The 18,340-nt window shown below is 62.6% G+C and carries 19 protein-coding genes; 15 read left to right on the top strand and 4 right to left on the bottom strand.

The features are described from left to right. Nucleotides 1-60: 60 nt before the first annotated feature. Nucleotides 61-759 (bottom strand): tRNA (N6-threonylcarbamoyladenosine(37)-N6)-methyltransferase TrmO, encoded by a 699-nt coding sequence (tsaA, locus tag LQT98_RS19860; RefSeq protein ID WP_048410098.1) that lies wholly within the window; start codon nt 757-759, stop codon nt 61-63. A gap of 41 nt (nt 760-800) precedes the next feature. Then, on the bottom strand, nt 801-1,550 hold the full coding sequence (locus tag LQT98_RS19855) for a GNAT family N-acetyltransferase (RefSeq protein ID WP_048410012.1): 750 nt from the start codon (nt 1,548-1,550) through the stop codon (nt 801-803). A gap of 198 nt (nt 1,551-1,748) precedes the next feature. Here LQT98_RS19855 and mnmG point away from each other — a divergent pair, with 198 nt between their 5' ends. From mnmG to glmU, 14 genes are all read left to right on the top strand, one after another. Next, nucleotides 1,749-3,644, top strand: a complete 1,896-nt coding sequence (gene mnmG / locus LQT98_RS19850) for a tRNA uridine-5-carboxymethylaminomethyl(34) synthesis enzyme MnmG (RefSeq protein ID WP_048410013.1) — start codon at nt 1,749-1,751, stop codon at nt 3,642-3,644. Then, nucleotides 3,641-4,282, top strand: a complete 642-nt coding sequence (gene rsmG / locus LQT98_RS19845; protein ID WP_048410014.1) for a 16S rRNA (guanine(527)-N(7))-methyltransferase RsmG — start codon at nt 3,641-3,643, stop codon at nt 4,280-4,282. Before mnmG ends, rsmG begins: the two co-directional genes overlap by 4 nt. Next, nucleotides 4,279-5,070, top strand: a complete 792-nt coding sequence (locus tag LQT98_RS19840) for a ParA family protein (protein ID WP_231464553.1) — start codon at nt 4,279-4,281, stop codon at nt 5,068-5,070. The genes rsmG and LQT98_RS19840 overlap by 4 nt, the downstream gene beginning before the upstream one ends. Before the next feature lie 5 nt (nt 5,071-5,075). Further along, the gene (locus tag LQT98_RS19835) at nt 5,076-5,933 is read left to right on the top strand and encodes a ParB/RepB/Spo0J family partition protein (protein ID WP_048410016.1); all 858 of its coding nucleotides are present in this window, start codon (nt 5,076-5,078) and stop codon (nt 5,931-5,933) included. 90 nt (nt 5,934-6,023) lie between these two features. Then, nucleotides 6,024-6,386 carry an ATP synthase subunit I gene (locus tag LQT98_RS19830; RefSeq protein WP_048410017.1) on the top strand — a complete coding sequence of 121 codons (363 nt, stop codon included), beginning with the start codon at nt 6,024-6,026 and terminating at the stop codon, nt 6,384-6,386. Between the two features lie 11 nt (nt 6,387-6,397). Then, entirely contained in the window at nt 6,398-7,210 is an 813-nt protein-coding gene (atpB, locus tag LQT98_RS19825) for a F0F1 ATP synthase subunit A (protein WP_166450358.1), read from the top strand. 77 nt (nt 7,211-7,287) lie between these two features. Then, entirely contained in the window at nt 7,288-7,575 is a 288-nt protein-coding gene (atpE, locus tag LQT98_RS19820) for a F0F1 ATP synthase subunit C (protein WP_019101091.1), read from the top strand. A gap of 50 nt (nt 7,576-7,625) precedes the next feature. Further along, nucleotides 7,626-8,096, top strand: a complete 471-nt coding sequence (locus tag LQT98_RS19815) for a F0F1 ATP synthase subunit B (protein WP_048410019.1) — start codon at nt 7,626-7,628, stop codon at nt 8,094-8,096. A gap of 7 nt (nt 8,097-8,103) precedes the next feature. Further along, nucleotides 8,104-8,640: a F0F1 ATP synthase subunit delta gene (locus LQT98_RS19810; protein WP_048410020.1), complete on the top strand. Its 537-nt coding sequence runs from the start codon at nt 8,104-8,106 to the stop codon at nt 8,638-8,640. A gap of 8 nt (nt 8,641-8,648) precedes the next feature. Then, nucleotides 8,649-10,193 (top strand): F0F1 ATP synthase subunit alpha, encoded by a 1,545-nt coding sequence (atpA, locus tag LQT98_RS19805; protein ID WP_048410021.1) that lies wholly within the window; start codon nt 8,649-8,651, stop codon nt 10,191-10,193. A 43-nt stretch (nt 10,194-10,236) separates the two neighbouring features. Further along, complete coding sequence (gene atpG / locus LQT98_RS19800) at nt 10,237-11,103, top strand: F0F1 ATP synthase subunit gamma (protein WP_231464550.1); 867 nt, start codon at nt 10,237-10,239, stop codon at nt 11,101-11,103. Between the two features lie 41 nt (nt 11,104-11,144). Continuing rightward, a complete protein-coding gene (gene atpD, locus LQT98_RS19795; RefSeq protein ID WP_048410023.1) occupies nt 11,145-12,542 on the top strand; it encodes a F0F1 ATP synthase subunit beta in 1,398 nt (465 codons plus the stop codon). 11 nt (nt 12,543-12,553) lie between these two features. Further along, nucleotides 12,554-12,976, top strand: a complete 423-nt coding sequence (locus LQT98_RS19790; RefSeq protein ID WP_019103740.1) for a F0F1 ATP synthase subunit epsilon — start codon at nt 12,554-12,556, stop codon at nt 12,974-12,976. Nucleotides 12,977-13,052: 76 nt separating this feature from the next. Then, a complete protein-coding gene (gene glmU / locus LQT98_RS19785) occupies nt 13,053-14,417 on the top strand; it encodes a bifunctional UDP-N-acetylglucosamine diphosphorylase/glucosamine-1-phosphate N-acetyltransferase GlmU (protein ID WP_231464548.1) in 1,365 nt (454 codons plus the stop codon). Nucleotides 14,418-14,461: 44 nt separating this feature from the next. Here glmU and LQT98_RS19780 read toward each other — a convergent pair whose 3' ends face one another. Continuing rightward, a complete protein-coding gene (locus LQT98_RS19780) occupies nt 14,462-15,871 on the bottom strand; it encodes a basic amino acid/polyamine antiporter (RefSeq protein WP_231464544.1) in 1,410 nt (469 codons plus the stop codon). A 204-nt stretch (nt 15,872-16,075) separates the two neighbouring features. After that, on the bottom strand, nt 16,076-16,837 hold the full coding sequence (gene ddaH, locus LQT98_RS19775; protein ID WP_048410043.1) for a dimethylargininase: 762 nt from the start codon (nt 16,835-16,837) through the stop codon (nt 16,076-16,078). Between the two features lie 330 nt (nt 16,838-17,167). On the opposite strand from ddaH, the gene LQT98_RS19770 reads away from it, so the two are divergent. Continuing rightward, nucleotides 17,168-18,340, top strand: a 1,173-nt coding sequence (locus LQT98_RS19770) for a sigma-54 interaction domain-containing protein (protein ID WP_231464541.1), incomplete at its 3' end; no start/stop codon positions are given.

Below are 18,340 nucleotides of genomic sequence, written 5' to 3'. Positions count from 1 at the left end.
GTCATATTGCTTTTTTCCTGAGTGGTTGGTATCGCCCCGATATGACTGGGACGCAAAGGATTAGTTCGGGGTCAATGACTGAATTTCAATGACTTGCGCATGGTTTTTTTCGATGCGGAAGCGCACATTCCATTGCTGCAGCGCCACGCCGTAAACCCGTTGCGGGTCGTCCTGATAGGCGGGGCGCGGGTCCTGGGCCAGCACCTGTTCCACCAGCAGCGCGAAATCGGCCGGCAGGCCGGGGGCTGCCAGCTGCGCGCGCGCGGCGGCGTCCCAGCCCACGCTCAATTGCGGCGGCGGGCCGTCGACGAAGCCGCCGCGGGCGTCCGGCCGGGCTTCGACGAAGGGAATATAGGGCTTGATGTCCAGCACCGGGGTGCCGTCCAGCAAGTCGGCTCCTTCCAGCGTCAGCACCACCTTGGGCTGGGTGTCGATGCGCAGCAGCCGCACCAGCGACAGGCCCAGCGGATTGGGGCGATGGGTGGCGCGGCTGGCGAACACGCCGACCTTGGCGTTGCCGCCCAGCCGCGGCGGACGCACCAGCGGCTGCCAGCCGCGTTCGGCGGTTTGATGGAACACGAAGCTGATCCAGACATGGGAAAACGCGTCCAGCCCGCGCACCATGTCGGGGTGATCATAGGGCGGCAGCAGTTCCAGCGTGATGCGGGCGGCGTTGACCAGCGAGGGCTGGCGCGGGATGCCGAATTTCTCGCGGTAGGGCGAACGAATCACGCCCACCGTTTCAAAGGTGTAGCTCATGGCCGGATTGTAGCATCCGGCCATGCGGGGAGCGTTTTCGCCTAGCCGACGAAGTGTTTGTTGTAGCGGCCGCTCAGCCGGCTCATCGGCAGCAGCATGAAAAAGTCGGCGCAGTTGAAGTCCGGGTCCCAGGCCGGCTCGCCGCAGATATAGGCGCCGGCGCGCAGATAGCCCTTGATCAGCGCCGGCATCGGCGCGGAAGGCGCATCGTCGCGAACGCGGTCCAGCGGCAGCGGCAGGTGGGGGAATACCCGCCATTCCGGCGGCGACAAGTGCTTGGTTTCCAGCTGGCGGTACAGGCTGACCGCCTGGTGGCCGCCGTCGCTCAGCGACACGCTGGCGCAGCCGGCCAGGTATTGGCCGCCGTGCTGTTGCACGTAATCGGCCAGGCCGGACCAGAGCAGGGCGATCACCGCGCCGGAGCGGAAATCGCGATGCACGCAGGAGCGGCCCACTTCGATCAGGCCGGCGCGCAAATGGGTCAGCCGCGCCAGGTCGAATTCATGTTCCGAATACAGGCTGGGCGCGCGGCGCGCATTGTCCGGCGACAGCATGCGGTAAGTGCCTACCACCAGGCCGCTGGCGGCATCCTCGACGATCAGGTGTTCGCACAACTCGTCGTACTCGTCGCAATCGATGCCGAGTTCCCTGGAGTTGAGTTCGGCGCCCATTTCCCCGGCGAACACATCGAAGCGCAGCTTCTGCGCGCGGCGAATGTCCTGCGTCTCAGTGGCCACGCGCACGCTCAAACGCGGCTTGGCGCTCACGGCAAGCTGTTCATTTAGCAGCATGTTTTGCTCCCTTGAGTGATGAGCCCCATGCTAGGCAGCTTGTTTGACGCGGCGATGTCTTTAATATGACTATCGGGTGACCGGCGCTTGACGCCGCCATTACTAGCTGGATTTATTGAAATCAACGACTTACGCTATGTCAGGATTTGGCGTAGAATAGGCCGTTTTTCCGTTCGATTTGCTCTTTCCGACAAAGCCATGATTTATCCGACAAACTTCGACGTGATAGTGGTGGGCGGCGGCCATGCCGGCACCGAGGCCGCGCTGGCGGCTGCGCGCATGGGCTGCAACACCCTTCTTTTGACGCATAACATCGAGACCCTGGGTCAGATGTCGTGCAATCCGTCGATCGGCGGCATCGGCAAGGGCCATCTGGTCAAGGAAGTGGATGCCCTGGGCGGCGCGATGGCGCTGGCCACCGATATCGGCGGCATCCAGTTCCGCACCCTCAACGCCTCCAAGGGCCCGGCGGTGCGCGCCACTCGCGCCCAGGCCGACCGCATCCTGTACAAGGCGGCGATCCGCGAGATGCTGGAGAACCAGCCCAATCTGACGCTGTTCCAGCAGCCGGTGGACGATCTCCTGATCGAAGGCGACCGCGTTGCCGGGGCCATTACCGCCATCGGCATCACTTTCCGCGCCAAGACCGTGGTGCTGACCGCCGGTACCTTCCTGTCCGGCAAGATCCATGTTGGCCTGGAAAACTACACCGGCGGCCGCGCCGGCGATCAAGCCGCGTCCACGCTGGGCGAGCGCTTGCGCGAACTGGCCCTGCCGGTGGGACGGCTGAAAACCGGCACGCCGCCGCGCATCGACGGCCGCAGCGTCGACTTTTCGGTGATGGAAGAGCAGCCGGGCGACACGCCGGAGCCGGTGTTCTCCTATCGCGGCAGCCGCGTGCTGCATCCCAAGCAGCTGCCGTGCTGGATCACCCACACCAATGAGCGCACTCACGAGATCATCCGCTCCGGCTTCGAACGCAGCCCGATGTTCACCGGGGTGATCGAAGGCGTCGGCCCGCGTTATTGCCCGTCGATCGAAGACAAGATCAACCGCTTCGCCGACAAGGACAGCCATCAGGTCTTCCTGGAGCCGGAAGGCCTGACCACGCACGAGTTCTACCCCAACGGGATTTCCACCAGTCTGCCCTTCGACATCCAGTTGGCGGCGGTGCGCTCGATCCGCGGCATGGAGAACGCCCACATCCTGCGGCCCGGCTATGCGATCGAGTACGATTATTTCGACCCGCGCGGACTGAAGTCCACGCTGGAGACCAAGGCGATTCAGGGCCTGTTCTTCGCCGGCCAGATCAACGGCACCACCGGCTACGAAGAAGCGGCCGCCCAGGGCCTGCAAGCGGGCATGAACGCCGCGCTGCAGGCGCGCGGCGAAGAGGGCTGGTGCCCGCGCCGCGACGAAGCCTATCTGGGCGTGCTGGTGGACGATCTGATCACCAAGGGCGTGGCCGAGCCCTACCGCATGTTCACCAGCCGCGCCGAATTCCGCCTGCAGTTGCGCGAAGACAACGCCGACCTGCGCCTGACCGAGATCGGCCGCCGCTACGGCTTGATCGGCGATGTCCAATGGGACAGCTTCTGCCGCAAGCGCGACGCGGTGGAGGCCGAAAAGGCCCGGCTGAAGACCACCTGGCTGCATCCAGCGCGGCTGAGCGACGCCGCCGCGCTGCAAGCGCTGCTGGGCAAGGCGATAGAACGCGAATACAACTTGTATGATCTGCTGAAGCGGCCCAATGTCGCCTATGCCGACTTGATGGCGCTGCCGGAGGCCGGCGGCGCGGTGGCGGACGAGGCGGTTGCCGAGCAGGTGGAAATTCAGGTCAAATACCAAGGCTATATCAATCGCCAGAACGAAGAGCTGGCGCGCCGCGACAACCTGGAGGACGTGCGCCTGCCGGCCGATATCGATTATGGTCTGGTCAAGGGTCTGTCCAAGGAAGTGCAGCAAAAACTGAACCAGCAACGGCCGGAGACCTTGGGCCAGGCGTCACGCATCCAGGGCATTACCCCGGCGGCGATTGCTCTTTTGATGGTCCACCTGAAACGTGGCTTTGCCGACGCAACGAAAACCGCATGACACATAACGCAGAACTACAACAAGGCCTGTCGCAGCTGAAGCTGGAACTGAGCGACGCGCAAATCGATTTGCTGGACCGCTACCTGGCGCTGCTGGCCAAGTGGAACCAGACCTATAACCTGACCGCGGTGCGCGAGGAAAAGCGCATGGTCAGCTACCATCTGCTGGACAGCCTGAGCCTGGTGCCGCATCTGGACGGCGGCAGCCGCCTGTTGGACGTCGGCTCCGGCGGCGGCATGCCCGGCATCCCGGCGGCGATCGCCCGTCCGGATCTGCAAGTGGTGCTGCTGGATTCGAATCATAAGAAAACCACCTTCCTGCGTCAGGTGGTGGTGGAGCTGGGCCTGCCCAATGTGCAGGTGATGACCGAGCGGGTGGAGGCCTACCAGCCGGAGCAGAAGTTCGACCGCATCACCAGCCGGGCGTTTTCCGAGCTGGCCGAGTTCGTCAAGCTGACCCGCCACTTGCTGGCGGATCACGGTCAATATGTCGCAATGAAGGGTGTCTATCCTTACGAGGAAATCGCCTTGTTGCCGCAGGGTACGGTGGTTTCCGAAGTATTGCCGGTGACAGTGCCGGGCCTGGATGCCGAACGGCACCTGGTGAGAATGCGCCTGGAAGGGGTGGGTGCGCAATGAATTCAAGGGTGATCGCGGTCGCCAACCAGAAGGGCGGGGTCGGCAAGACCACGACTGTGGTGAATCTGGCGGCGGGCCTGGCTGAACTGGGCCGGCGCGTGCTGATTGTCGATCTCGACCCGCAGGGCAATGCCACCATGGGTAGCGGCATCGCCAAGCAATCCCTGAAACTGTCCGGCTACGACGTGCTGCTGGGCGAGGCCTCGATCGAAGAGGCGCGCCAGCCGGCGAAGGAGGGCGGCTACGACGTGCTGCCGGCCAATCGCGACCTGGGCGGCGCGGAGCTGGAGCTGGTCAACGAGCTGGCGCGCGAGGCGCGGCTGAAGAACGCGCTGCAGGCGGTGGAAGAACAGTACGACTATGTGCTGATAGACTGCCCGCCGTCGCTGAACCTGCTGACCCTGAACGGGCTGGTGGCGGCGCACAGCGTGCTGATCCCGATGGTGTGCGAGTACTACGCGCTGGAAGGCTTGTCCGACCTGGTGGCGACCCTGCGCAAGGTGAGGGTGGCGGTGAATCCCAAGATCGAGATCATGGGCCTGCTGCGCACCATGTTCGACGCGCGCAACAATCTGTCGCAGCAGGTCTCGGAACAATTGGCGCGCCATTTCGGCGCCAAGGTGTTCGATACCGTGATTCCGCGCAATGTGCGGCTGGCGGAAGCGCCCAGCCACGGTTTGCCCGGCCTGGTCTACGATCGCGCCTCGCGCGGCGCTCAAGCCTATCTGACGCTGGCGCAAGAGCTGGCGGACCGGCTCGAGCCCGCAACCATAACCCCCTCCGTCTAAGCATTATGGCCAAATTAAAAGGATTGGGGCGCGGTCTGGACGCGCTCCTGTCCACTGCTGAAACAGTGGACGACAGACTCACTTCCCTCCCCATAGACAGCATCCGGCCCGGCAAATACCAGCCGCGCAGCTTCATGGACGAGGGCGCGCTGGAGGAACTGGCCGCGTCCATCCGCTCCCAGGGGGTGATCCAGCCCTTGGTGGTGCGTGAAGTCGGTTTCGGTGATTACGAGCTGATCGCCGGCGAACGGCGCTGGCGCGCTTCGCGCAAGGCCGGTCTCGCCGAAGTGCCAGCGGTGATCAAGAGCGTGCCGGACGAAGCGGCGCTGGCGATGGCGCTGATCGAAAACATCCAGCGCCAGGAATTGGACCCGATAGAAGAGGCCCAGGGCCTCAAGCGTCTGATCGACGAATTCGGCCTGACTCACGAGGCCGCGGCCGACGCGGTGGGCCGCTCGCGCAGCGCGGTCAGCAATTTATTGCGTCTGCTGGCCTTGCCGCAGCCGGTGCAAACCATGTTGCATCAGGGGCAGCTGGAAATGGGCCACGCGCGCGCCTTGCTGGCGCTGCCGGTGGTGGAGCAGCTGGGCCTGGCGCAGGAAGTGGGCGAGAAAGGCCTGTCCGTGCGCGAGGTGGAGCGCCGGGTGCAGCAGAAAGCTGTGGAAAAAACCACAGTCGCACCGCAGCAGAAACGTACAGATCCGGACGTGGACAGGCTGGCGGAACAGGTGTCGGAACGCATAGGCGCGCGCGTCAGCATCCGTCATGCAAATCGTGGCAATGGCAGGCTGGTCATAGAATACGCGACGCTGGACGAGCTGGAAGGCTTGCTGGAAAAGTTGCAGAAAAGCTCAGGAAAATGAGCGTGTTGCACTGCAACATCCCAATGACACGCAAGTTGACGCAAATCAAGCGTGAAGCCTATAATTCGGCGGTTTTTTTGCTGGGTCAGCATGGTTAATCCGGAAGTTAAGCGTATACTGCGCCTGCAGTGCACCCTGGTGGGGGTGGCACTGTTGATTGGAGTGGTTGCAGGGGGAGGAAACCTGGCCATTCCGGTTTCTGTCTTGCTTGGCGGATTGTCGGCCGTGGTGCCGGCGCTGGTGTACGCCAGAATCGCCTACGCCAAGCGCCATGTCTCCCCTGCGGAACTGATGAAGGCGCATTTCAGGGCCGAGGCGGTCAAGTACGTCCTCACCATCCTGTTATTTGGTGCGACTTTGGTGTTTTTCAAGGATTTATCGATAGTCGGGCTGTTTGGGGGCTTTTTTGCCGCCGTGTCCGGCTACTGGTTCGGGCTTTTAATCAAAAATTGAGAAAATGAGCGATGGCAAGCAACGCAACTGACTATATCAAGCACCACCTCACCTTCTGGAATTCGGATCCTTCCGCCGGCTTCTGGAGCCTGCACCTTGATACCTTCTCCATTTCTCTGGTTCTCGCCTTCATTTTCGCCGGCGTGTTCGCCGTCGTGGCGCGCAAGGCCAAGCTGGAGAATCCGGGCCGGCTGCAGCTGTTCGTGGAAAGCATCGTGGAAATGGTGGACAAGCAGGTGCGCGATGTATTCCACGGCCAGAGCAAGGTCATCGCCCCGCTGGCGCTGACCATCTTCTGCTGGATCTTCCTGATGAACTTCATGGACTTGCTGCCGGTGGACCTGCTGCCGTCGCTGGCCCAGTGGGTTGGCTATACCTTCTTCGGCGCCGAGCCGCACCATGTTTACTTCCGCGTCGTGCCGTCTGCCGACGTGAACGCCACCTTCGCGATGTCCTTGTCCGTGATGTTCTGCATCATCGGCTTCTCCATCAGCGCCAAGGGCGTGGGCGGCTACACCAAGGAATTGTTCACCGCGCCCTTCCATGCTGAAGGCACCGTGGGCAAAATCCTGCTGGCCCCGGCCAACTTCCTGCTGCAGATGGTGGAACTGCTGGCCAAGCCGATTTCGCTGTCCCTGCGTTTGTTCGGCAATATGTACGCCGGCGAAATGATCTTCATCCTGATCGCGCTGCTGCCGTGGGGCCTGCAATGGCTGCTGGGCGCGCCGTGGGCGATCTTCCACATCCTGATCATCACCCTGCAGGCCTTCGTGTTCATGATGCTGACCATCGTGTACCTGAGCCTGGCGGTGGAAGCGCACTAATACCGGTTTCTTTGTTTTACCTTTGTTTCTTTAGCTTTTTTACCAACCATCCTTGATTAAGTCTTAGGAGATACACAATGGAAGCACTCGTTTCTCAGATCCAGTCCATGACCGTACTGGCCGCTGCCCTGATCATTGGCCTGGGCGCCATCGGTACTGCTCTGGGTTTCGCCATCCTGGGTGGCAAATTCCTCGAGTCCTCCGCCCGTCAACCGGAAATGATCCCGGTTCTGCAAACCAAACTGTTCATTCTGGCCGGTCTGCTGGACGCCATCTCCATGATCGGTGTTGGTATCGCCATGCTGTACACCTTCAATAACCCGTTCCTGTCCGCCGCCCTGGCCGCTCTGAAAGCCGGCGCTTAATTTTTAAGCGGAATTGGTTGTTGCAGTAATACTACTGGAGGAAAACAAGCGTGGAATTCAACGTAACACTACTGGGCCAGGCGATCACGTTCGCCATCCTGGTATGGTTCACCATGAAGTTTGTTTGGCCTCCGCTTACCAACATGATGGATGAGCGCGCCAAGCGCATCGCAGACGGCCTGGCCGCCGGCGAGCGTGGCAAGCAAGATCTGGAAGCCGCTGAAAAGCGCGTTGCGGACGAACTCCGCAAGGCCAAACAGCAAGCGACCGAAATCGTGATGGCCGCTGAAAAGCGCGCCAGCCAGATCGTGGACGAAGCCAAGGATGCCGCACGCGTTGAAGGCGCGCGCATTGTGGCCGACGCCAAGTCTGAGATCGATCAGGAAGTCCTACGCGCCAAGGAAACCCTGCGCGCGCAAGTGGCCGACCTGGCGGTTGCGGGCGCGGAGAAGATCCTGCGCAAAGAGATCGACTCGGCCAAGCACGCTGATCTGCTTGCCTCCATCAAAGCGGAGTTTTAATTAACTCATGGCAGAACTCATTACCGTAGCTAGGCCCTATGCCGAAGCGGTATACAGCCTCGCCACCGAGCAGCACGCCACCCAGCAATGGTCGGAATCGCTGTCGTGGCTGGCTGCCATGGTGAAGAACCCGGATCTGGAAGCCGTCATCACCAATCCGAAACATACCGCACAAGAGCTTGAGGCGCTGATGCTGGATGTTCTGGGCGCGCGCGGCAACGAAGACGTAAAACGTTTTCTGGCCGCGCTGATCGAGAACAGCCGTTTGACGCTGCTGCCGCAAATCGCCGAACAGTTTGAAGTGTTCAAGGCGCAAGCGGAAGGCGTTGTGGATGCCGTGGTGGAAACGGCGTTTGCAATGAACGATGCGCAGAAGGCCGAACTGACCGACACGCTTTCCAAGAAGTACGGCAAATCCGTACGGATTGATGTGCGTGACAACCCTGACCTGATCGGCGGGGTTCGTGTGTTGGTGGGCGATGATGTCATCGACGCTTCCGTGCGCGGCAAACTGCAAGCCATGGCAGTAAGCCTCAAGAATTAGGAGAGATCATGCAGTTGAACCCCTCTGAAATCAGCGATCTGATCAAGGCGAAGATTCAGAACCTGGCCGAAGGCGCAGAAACCCGTACCAAAGGTACCGTGATTTCCGTGACCGACGGCATCGTTCGTATCCATGGCCTGGCAGACGTGATGCAGGGTGAAATGCTCGAATTCCCGGGCAACACCTTCGGCCTCGCGATGAACCTGGAGCGCGACTCTGTCGGCGCCGTGGTTCTGGGCGAGTACGAGCACATCTCGGAAGGCGACGAAGTCACTTGTACCGGTCGCATTCTGGAAGTTCCGGTTGGTCCGGAACTGATTGGCCGCGTGGTCAACGCCCTGGGTCAGCCGATCGACGGCAAGGGCCCGGTTAACGCCAAGCTGTCCAGCCCGATCGAAAAGATCGCGCCGGGCGTGATTGCGCGTCAATCGGTATCCCAGCCGATGCAGACGGGCCTGAAGGCCATCGACTCGATGGTTCCGGTTGGCCGCGGTCAGCGCGAGCTGATCATTGGCGACCGCCAGACCGGCAAGACCGCGGTGGCGCTGGATGCGATCATCAACCAAAAAGGCACCGGCGTAGTGTGCATCTACGTGGCGATTGGCCAAAAGGCCTCCTCCATCGCCAACGTGGTGCGCAAGCTGGAAGAGCACGGCGCGCTGGGCCACACCATCGTGGTGGCCGCGACCGCTTCCGAAGCCGCCGCGCTGCAGTTCATCGCCCCGTACTCCGGCTGCGCGATGGGCGAATACTTCCGCGACATCGGCGAAGACGCGCTGATCGTGTACGACGACCTGTCCAAGCAAGCCGTCGCCTACCGTCAGATTTCGCTGCTGCTGCGCCGTCCGCCGGGCCGCGAAGCCTACCCTGGCGACGTGTTCTATCTGCACTCCCGTCTGCTGGAACGCGCTTCCCGCATCAATGAAGACGAAGTGGCCAAGCTGACCAATGGCGAAGTGAAAGGCAAGACCGGTTCCCTGACCGCGCTGCCCATCATCGAAACCCAGGCCGGCGACGTTTCCGCCTTCGTGCCGACCAACGTGATCTCGATCACCGACGGTCAGATCTTCCTGGAAACCGACCTCTTCAACGCAGGCATCCGTCCGGCCATCAACGCCGGTATCTCGGTATCCCGCGTTGGCGGCGCCGCGCAGACCAAGGTGATCAAGAAGCTGGGCGGCGGTATCCGTCTGGCCCTGGCCCAGTACCGTGAATTGGCTGCGTTCTCGCAGTTCGCTTCCGATCTGGACGAGGCTACCCGCAAGCAACTGCAACACGGCGAAGTGGTTACCGAGCTGATGAAGCAGAAGCAGTTCCTGCCGTTGGCCACCGCCGAAATGGCGCTGACCCTGTGGGCGGTGAACAAGGGCAGCTACGAAGACGTTCCGGTGAAGAAGGCCCTGGCTTTCGAAGCGGCGTTCCTCGCCTATGTGCGCGCGAACCACCACGACGTGTTGGCCGCGGTGAACGCTTCCGGCGATCTGTCCGGCGACAACGAGAAAATCCTGGCCAAGGCGATGGAATCGTTCAAGGCTGGCTTCAGCTACAACTGAGTCTTTTCGGTTAACGCAAACAGTTACTAGGAAAGGTTCAGGAATGGCAGTCGGCAAAGAGATTCTCACCAAGATCCGAAGCGTGCAAAACACGCAGAAGATCACTCGCGCAATGCAAATGGTGGCGACCTCCAAGATGCGCAAAACGCAAGAGCGTATGCGCGCTGCCCGTCCTTACGCCGAGAAGGTGTGCACAGTCATGGCGCACCTTGCTCAGGCGAACACGGATCTTGAGCACCCGCTGTTGCAAAGCCGCGACGTAGTCAAACGCGCCGGCATCATCCTGATGACCTCCGACAAGGGCCTGTGCGGCGGCTTGAACGTGAATACGCTCAAGCGCTTCTTCGCCCAAGTCAAGGGTCTGCAGGACCAGGGCATCGAAGTGGATGTCTGCTGCCTGGGCCAGAAAGGCCTGGCCGCATGCCAGCGCGCGCGCCTCAACGTTGTGGCCAGCGCAACCCAGCTCGGCGATGTGCCGAAGATGGAAAAACTGATTGGCCCGCTTACGGTGCTGTTCAAGCAGTACGCCGAAGGCGAACTGGACGCGCTCTACATCGTTTACTCCCGTTTCATCAACACGATGAAGCAGGAGCCGGCGACTGAACAGCTGCTGCCGCTGACCTCGGAACACATGGTGGTGGAGCACTCGCACTCGTGGGATTACCTGTACGAGCCGAGCGCGCTTGCCGTGATGGAGTTCCTGGTCAAACGCTATATCGAGTCGGTAGTGTTCGAGGCGATGGCCGAGAACATGGCCTCCGAGCAAGCTGCCCGCATGGTGGCGATGAAATCCGCCACGGACAACGCCGGTAACACGATCAAGCAACTGCGACTTGTGTACAACAAGGCGCGTCAAGCGGCGATCACTACCGAATTGTCTGAAATCGTGGCAGGCGCCGCAGCGGTGTAAGCCGTCGCAGACTGAAAAAGTTTAATGTTTAGGAACCGATAATGAGCCAAGGTAAAATCGTACAAATCATTGGCGCGGTGATCGACGTGGAGTTTCCGCGCGACGCCATGCCAAAGGTTTATGATGCCCTGAAGCTGGTTGATGCCGACCTGACGCTCGAAGTCCAGCAGCAGCTGGGCGACGGCGTAGCGCGCACCATCGCCATGGGCAGCTCTGACGGCCTGAAGCGTGGCATGAGCGTAATCAACACCGGCGCACCGATCTCGGTGCCGGTGGGCAGCGCCACCCTGGGCCGCATCATGGATGTCTTGGGCAACCCGGTGGACGAAGCCGGCGCGGTAGCGACCGATGTTCGCCGCGCCATCCATCAGCCCGCTCCGAAGTTCGACGAACTGTCCCCCGCCACCGACCTGCTGGAAACCGGCATCAAGGTGATCGACCTGCTGTGCCCGTTCGCCAAAGGCGGCAAAGTGGGCCTGTTCGGCGGCGCCGGCGTGGGCAAGACCGTGAACATGATGGAACTGATCAACAACATCGCCAAGGCACACTCCGGTTTGTCCGTGTTTGCCGGCGTTGGTGAGCGCACTCGTGAAGGCAACGACTTCTATCACGAGATGAAGGACTCCAACGTACTGGACAAAGTGGCGATGGTGTACGGCCAGATGAACGAGCCGCCGGGCAACCGTCTGCGCGTGGCGCTGACCGGTCTGACCATGGCCGAGCACTTCCGCGACGAGAAGGACGAAAGCGGCAAGGGCCGCGACGTGCTGTTCTTCGTGGACAACATCTACCGCTACACCCTGGCCGGTACCGAAGTGTCCGCCCTGCTGGGCCGTATGCCGTCCGCCGTGGGCTATCAGCCGACGCTGGCGGAAGAAATGGGCCGCCTGCAAGAGCGCATTACTTCGACCCGCGATGGCTCGATCACCTCCATCCAGGCCGTATACGTGCCTGCGGATGACTTGACCGACCCGTCCCCGGCGACCACCTTCGCCCACTTGGACGCCACCGTGGTTCTGTCGCGCGACATCGCTTCGCTGGGTATCTACCCGGCGGTGGATCCGCTCGACTCCACCTCGCGTCAGCTGGATCCGCTGGTGGTAGGCGACGAGCACTACACGGTAGCCCGTGGCGTGCAGTCCACGCTGCAGCGTTACAAGGAACTGCGCGACATCATCGCGATTCTGGGTATGGACGAACTGTCCGAGGAAGACAAACTGGTCGTGGCTCGCGCCCGTAAGATCCAGCGCTTCCTGTCCCAGCCGTTCCACGTGGCTGAAGTATTTACCGGCTCGCCGGGCAAATACGTGCCGCTGCGCGAAACCATCAAGGGTTTCAAGGCCATTCTCGCTGGCGAGTACGACCATCTGCCGGAACAAGCGTTCTACATGGTTGGCTCCATTGAAGAAGCTGCCGAGAAAGCCAAGACCCTTAACTAAGGAGAGGGCTGATGTCCAAGATGCGTGTGGAAGTGGTCAGCACCGAGCAAATGATCTTCTCCGGCGAAGCTGAGTTCGTGGTTGCGCCGGCTACCGAAGGCGAGATCGGTGTGTATCCCCAACACGTGCCGCTCCTGACCCGTATCAAGCCCGGCGTGCTGCGTCTGAAAGTGCCGGGCAGCAGCGAAGAAGTTCTGGTGGCAGTGTCTGGCGGCATGATGGAAGTGCAGCCCAGCCTGATCACCGTGCTGGCCGATACGGCGATTCGCGGCGAGGATCTCGACGAGGCCCGCGCCAATGAGGCAAAACGCGCTGCGGAGGATTCCCTCAAGCGCGCCACCGACGACCTCTCCACCGCGAAGGCGCACGCTGCTCTGGCAGTGGCCATCGCGGAGTTGAAGGCGCTGGATTTCCTCAAGAAGCGCGCCCACTGATAAGAGATGTAATCGTGTATAGTAGGCTGCCACGCAAGTGGCAGCCTTTTTCCGTTTTTCGAGTCGTGAAAAAACCATGGATAGTCTCAGCATCGTCATTCTCGCTGCCGGCAAGGGCAAGCGCATGTACTCCTCCAAACCCAAGGTATTGCACCCCATAGGCGGCGAGCCGATGCTGGCGCGGGTGATCCGCACCGCGCGCGCGCTGAAGCCGGCGCGGCTGATCGTGGTGTACGGCCACGGCGGCGAGCAAGTGCGGGCCGCTATCCCGGACGCGGACCTGATCTGGGCGGAACAGGCCGAGCAACTGGGCACCGGCCACGCGCTGAAGATGGCCTTGCCGCACCTGCCGCGGGACGGCAAGACCATGGTGCTGTACGGCGATGTGCCGCTGACCAAGGCGGACACGCTGCATCGCTTGTCCGACGCCGCCGGCGCCGGCATGGCGGTGCTGACCGACGTGCTGGACGACGCCAGCGGCTACGGCCGCATGGTGCGTGGCGCGGACGGCAAGCTCCAGGCCATCGTCGAGCACAAGGACTGCACGCCGGAGCAACTGGCGATCCGTGAAATCAATACCGGCATGATGGCCTTGCCCAATGCGCGGCTGTCCGGCTGGCTCGCCGCGCTCAACAACGGCAACGCCCAGGGCGAATACTATCTGACCGATGTGCTGGCCCTGGCGGTGGCGGACGGCGTGAGCGTGGACAGCGCCAGCGTGGACGCCAGCTGGGAAGCGGCCGGCGTCAACAACAAGGTGCAGCTGGCCGAGCTGGAGCGCATCTTGCAGCGCAATCAGGCGCAAGCCTTGCTGGAGGCCGGCGTCACGCTGGCGGACCCGGCGCGCATCGACATCCGCGGCGAGCTCAGCCACGGCATGGACGTGAGCATAGACGTGGGCTGCGTGTTCGAAGGCGCGGTGGAACTGGGCGGTCAGGTGGAAATCGGCGCGCATTGCGTGTTGAAGAACGTCAAAGTGGCCGCCGGCACCAAGATCGCGCCGTTCTCGCATCTGGAAGACGCGGTGGTGGGCGAGGCGTGCCGGATTGGGCCTTACGCGCGGCTGCGTCCCGGCGCGCAACTGGCCGACCATGTGCATATCGGCAACTTCGTCGAAGTGAAGAAGAGCACGATAGGCGAGGGCTCCAAGGTCAACCACCTGAGCTATATCGGCGACGCCGAGATCGGTGGCAAGGTGAATGTGGGCGCCGGCTCGGTGACTTGCAACTACGATGGCGTCAACAAATTCAAGACCGTGATCGGCGATCATGTCTTCGTTGGCTCCGGGACCCTGATGGTGGCGCCGGTGACGCTGGAATCCTACAGCACCATAGGCGCCGGTTCCGTGATCAGCCGAACCGCGCCGGCCGGCGAACTGACGGTGGCGCGTGCGCGCCAGGTCACGGTGCCGGGCTGGAAACGGCCGCAAAAGAAGGGCTGAACCGCTCAGCCCTCGTTGTGGCGGCCGGCTGAATAGCCCGGCCGCTATCCCGTCGCCAGCGACCAGATGGCCAGCGCGCCCAGCGCGGCCACGCCGGCGGCGAGGACGCTGTCCAGCCGGCAGGAAAACGCAGGCAGTCCGCGCTCGCGCCGCGCGCGCAGGTAAAACGGCAGGCCCAGCGCGTAAAGAATCATCGACAGCAGCAGGAACTTCATCCCCCCGGCGTAGATCAGCCAGGCGCCGTAGAGGGTGCCCAGCAGCGTCAGGCTCAGCAGGCGGGCGGTTCTCGCCGGCGCCGACCACGCCAGCTTGAGGCTGAACGCCGCGCACAGCAGATAGGGTATCAGCGCCATCGCGGACGCCAGCTGGATCAGCAGATTGTAGCCGGCGTTGTTCAGGTGATTGATGATCAGGAACAGCGAGATCAGCCCATTGGTCAGCCACAGCGCGTTGGCGGGCGCGCCCTTGGCGTTGAGCTTGCCGAAACAGGCGGGCGCGGTGTGCTGATCGCCGCGGGCGGCCAGGTAGAGCATCTCGGACGAAATCAGCGTCCAGGCCAGCAAGGCGCCGGCCACCGACAGGATCAGCCCGATATTGATCAGCGCGCCGCCCCACGGGCCCACGGCGTGCTCCAGCACCGCCGCCATCGACGGGTTCTTCATCGCCGCCAGTTCCGCCTGCGGCAAGACCCCCAGCGACAGCACCGACACGCAAACCAGCAACAGCATGGTGATGCCGAAGCCCAGCACCGTGGCCAGGCTGACCGTGCGCATATCCTTGGCGCGGCTGGCGTAGACCGTTGCGCATTCTATGCCCAGGAATACCCATACCGTGTACAGCATGGTGTTCTTCACCTGTTGGCCCACGCCGCCCAAGGAAGCGCCGCCCCAGAAGTCCAGGCGGAAAGTCTGAACCTTGAACGCCAGCGCCACGCACAGCACGAACAGGCCGATGGGCACGATTTTGGCGATGGTGACAATCAGGTTCAGCAAGCTGGCCGACTGCACGCCGCGCAGCACGAAGCCGTGCAGCGTCCACAGCAGCAACAGGCCGCACAGCAGCGCCGGCAGGGAACTGCCGTCGCCGAAGAAACCCAGCGCCTGAAAAGAGCCCAGCGCGCTGAACATCACCACCAGATAACCGACATTGCCCACCCACACCGATATCCAATAGCCCCAGGCGGCGTTGAAGCCCAGATAATCGCCAAAGCCGTTGCGGGCATAGCCGTAGACCCCGTCGCCGATATCGGGGCGGTTGATGGACAGCCATTGGAAAATGCGCGTCAGCGCCAGCATGCCGATGAAGGTGATCGCCCAGGCGATCAGGATGGCGCCGGCGCCCGCGCCTTCCGCCATGTTTTGCGGCAAGCTGAAAATGCCGCTGCCGACGATGGCGCCCACCACCAGCGCGGTGAGCGGCACCACCCCCAGCTTTTTATCCGCGGCTTGAGTCATTTCTGTTCTCCCCCAGATGCGGGGCGCGCTCGGCGCGCCCCGGGTTTCATGCGCTCGGCGGCTTTAGAAGGTGTTTACGATCTGCCACGCGTCGGCGATACGGCGTTGAAACCGATCTCAGTGCTCATGTACCAGGTGTACATTCCGCTTTTTCGCTCGTTTCCGTCTTGTCTCGCGCTAGCTCGCGAGATCGTAAACAGGTTCTTAGAAGCGCAGCGACATGCAGCTGACGCCGCCATCCACCTTGCGGTATTCGGAAGTGTCCACTTCGATCACCGTATAGCCCAGCGCGGCGATGCGGTCGCGAGTGTGCGGGTAGCCGGAGGGCATGATGACCTTGCCGTTCACCCAGATGCAGTTGGCGGCATAGGACTCCTCTTCCGGGATGGCGATGATGTTGAACTTCTGGAACTCCGGCTTGGTGATGAATTCGCCGGCCGCCAGCAGATTATTGTTTTCCAGATAGGCGAGGCCGGTTTTCAGGTGTAGCACCTTCTCCAGCCGCACCACCGATCCGCTCATGCCGTGCTTCTCCAGGATGGCGATCAACTGGCGCGCGCCCTCCGCATTGGTGCGGGCCGATTCGCCGATATAGAAATGGCTGCCCACCATCATCACATCGCCGGCATCCAGCGTGCCTGGCGCCTGGATGGATTCCACCTGCTGATAGAAGCGGCGCAGCACCGGCTCCATCAAGCTGGCTTCGCCGCGGCGGCTGTCCGCGCCCGGCCGGGTGACGATGGCGCAATGCGGCGTGCACAGCGCCGGATCTTCCACGAACACCGAATCCGGAAAGTCCTCGGCTGGCGGCAGGATGGTGATGTCCACGCCGCAAGTCTGCAGCGCGCGGATATAGGCATTGTGCTGTTCCAGCGCCTTGGCGTAGTCGGGCTTGCCCAGATTGCTGGAGGAAATGCCATTGACCAATCCACGGCAAGGGGTGCGGGCGATGATGTGCTTGAACATTGCGATCTCCTGATGCTTGGTTGGGGATATCGCCTGTTTAACTGCAACTAGCGTGCCAGCCGCGGCGCTTCGGCCGCTGCTTTTGTTTGACCACGGTCAAGCTTGTGCGCCGCCGGCGCGCCGAAATCGGCCGCAGCGGCGTGAAGGCGCGGGGTTTTTGCGTTGGCGGCCAGGGTGGGCGGCAGCCAGTTTGGTTAATTGACGATTTTTGGTGATCAAGCTGGCGAGACATGGCGCGGAAGCTGGCGCAATATGGCGAATATTGGTCAATGGCAACGGCGAATCCGCTCGGGCGGAGCGCTGGGCGAGAGGCGCGAAAGGAGGATGGGCGTGAACGAAGAACTGGATTGGCTGGTGGCCTGCCTGCGGCCGGTGCTGGATACGCTGGACCGGCCGGCCACCGTGGTCGACGCCGACGGCCGCTTCGTCTACTACAACTCGGCCAGCGCCCGCATGGACGGCGTGGACGCCGACGAAGTCATCGGCAAGCATGTGCTGGAACAGAACCCCTGGCTGACGCGGGAGGACAGCACCCTGCTGCAATGCCTGGAGCGCGGCGCGCGCTTCACCGATGTCTGCCAGTCCTATATCGGCCCGGACGGCCAGGCCATTCCCTATCTGCACACCGCCGTGCCGCTGACGGGCCGTGGCGGCGAACGGCTGGGCGCGATCGAGATCGGCCGCCAGCTGCGCCACATGCCCAACCAGCGCGGCAAGGATGCCGACGTGCCCCGCATCGCCACCGCCGATCCGCAGATGCGCCAGCAAATCGCCTGGCTGGACGTCTTCGCCGCCAGCGAGCTGCCGATATTGATCTATGGCGAGACCGGCACCGGCAAGGAGCTGTTTGCCCGGCGCGCGCACGCGCTGAGCCCGCGCGGCAGCCGGCCGCTGTTCACCATCAACTGCGCGGCCATCCCCGACACCCTGCTGGAAAGCACGCTGTTCGGCACCGTCCGCGGCGCGTTCACCGGCGCGGAAAACCGCAAGGGCCTGCTGAGCCAGGCCGACGGCGGCACGCTATTCCTGGACGAACTCAACTCCATGCCGATTCAGCTACAGGGCAAGCTGCTGCGCGTGCTGCAGGACGGCAGCTACCAGCCGCTGGGCAGCCATCAATCGCTGCTGGCCAATGTGCGGCTGATCGCAGCGTTGAACCAGGAACCGCAGGCGGCGGTGGCGCAGGGACGTTTGCGCGAAGACCTGTACTACCGGCTCAACGTCGGCTATGTGCATATCCCGGCGCTGCGCGATCGGCGCGGCGACGTGCCCTTGCTGGCCCGCGAACTATTGGCCCGCCACGCCCCGGAACTCAAGCCCGTGGTGACGCAGCTGGCGCCGGAAGCCGAAGCGGCGCTGCTGGCGCACGACTGGCGCGGCAATGTGCGCGAACTGGAAAACATCCTGCGCCGCAGCCTGCTGCTGCACGACGGCGGTGCGCGGCTGGAACGGATCGCGCTGCACGCGGGCGTGCCGGACGTCACGCCGCGCGCCGACGGCGGC

Source organism: Chromobacterium aquaticum, assembly GCF_021129195.1.
Taxonomy (GTDB): Bacteria; Pseudomonadota; Gammaproteobacteria; order Burkholderiales; family Chromobacteriaceae; genus Chromobacterium; species Chromobacterium aquaticum.
This window is presented reverse-complemented; position numbering and strand designations above follow the sequence as displayed.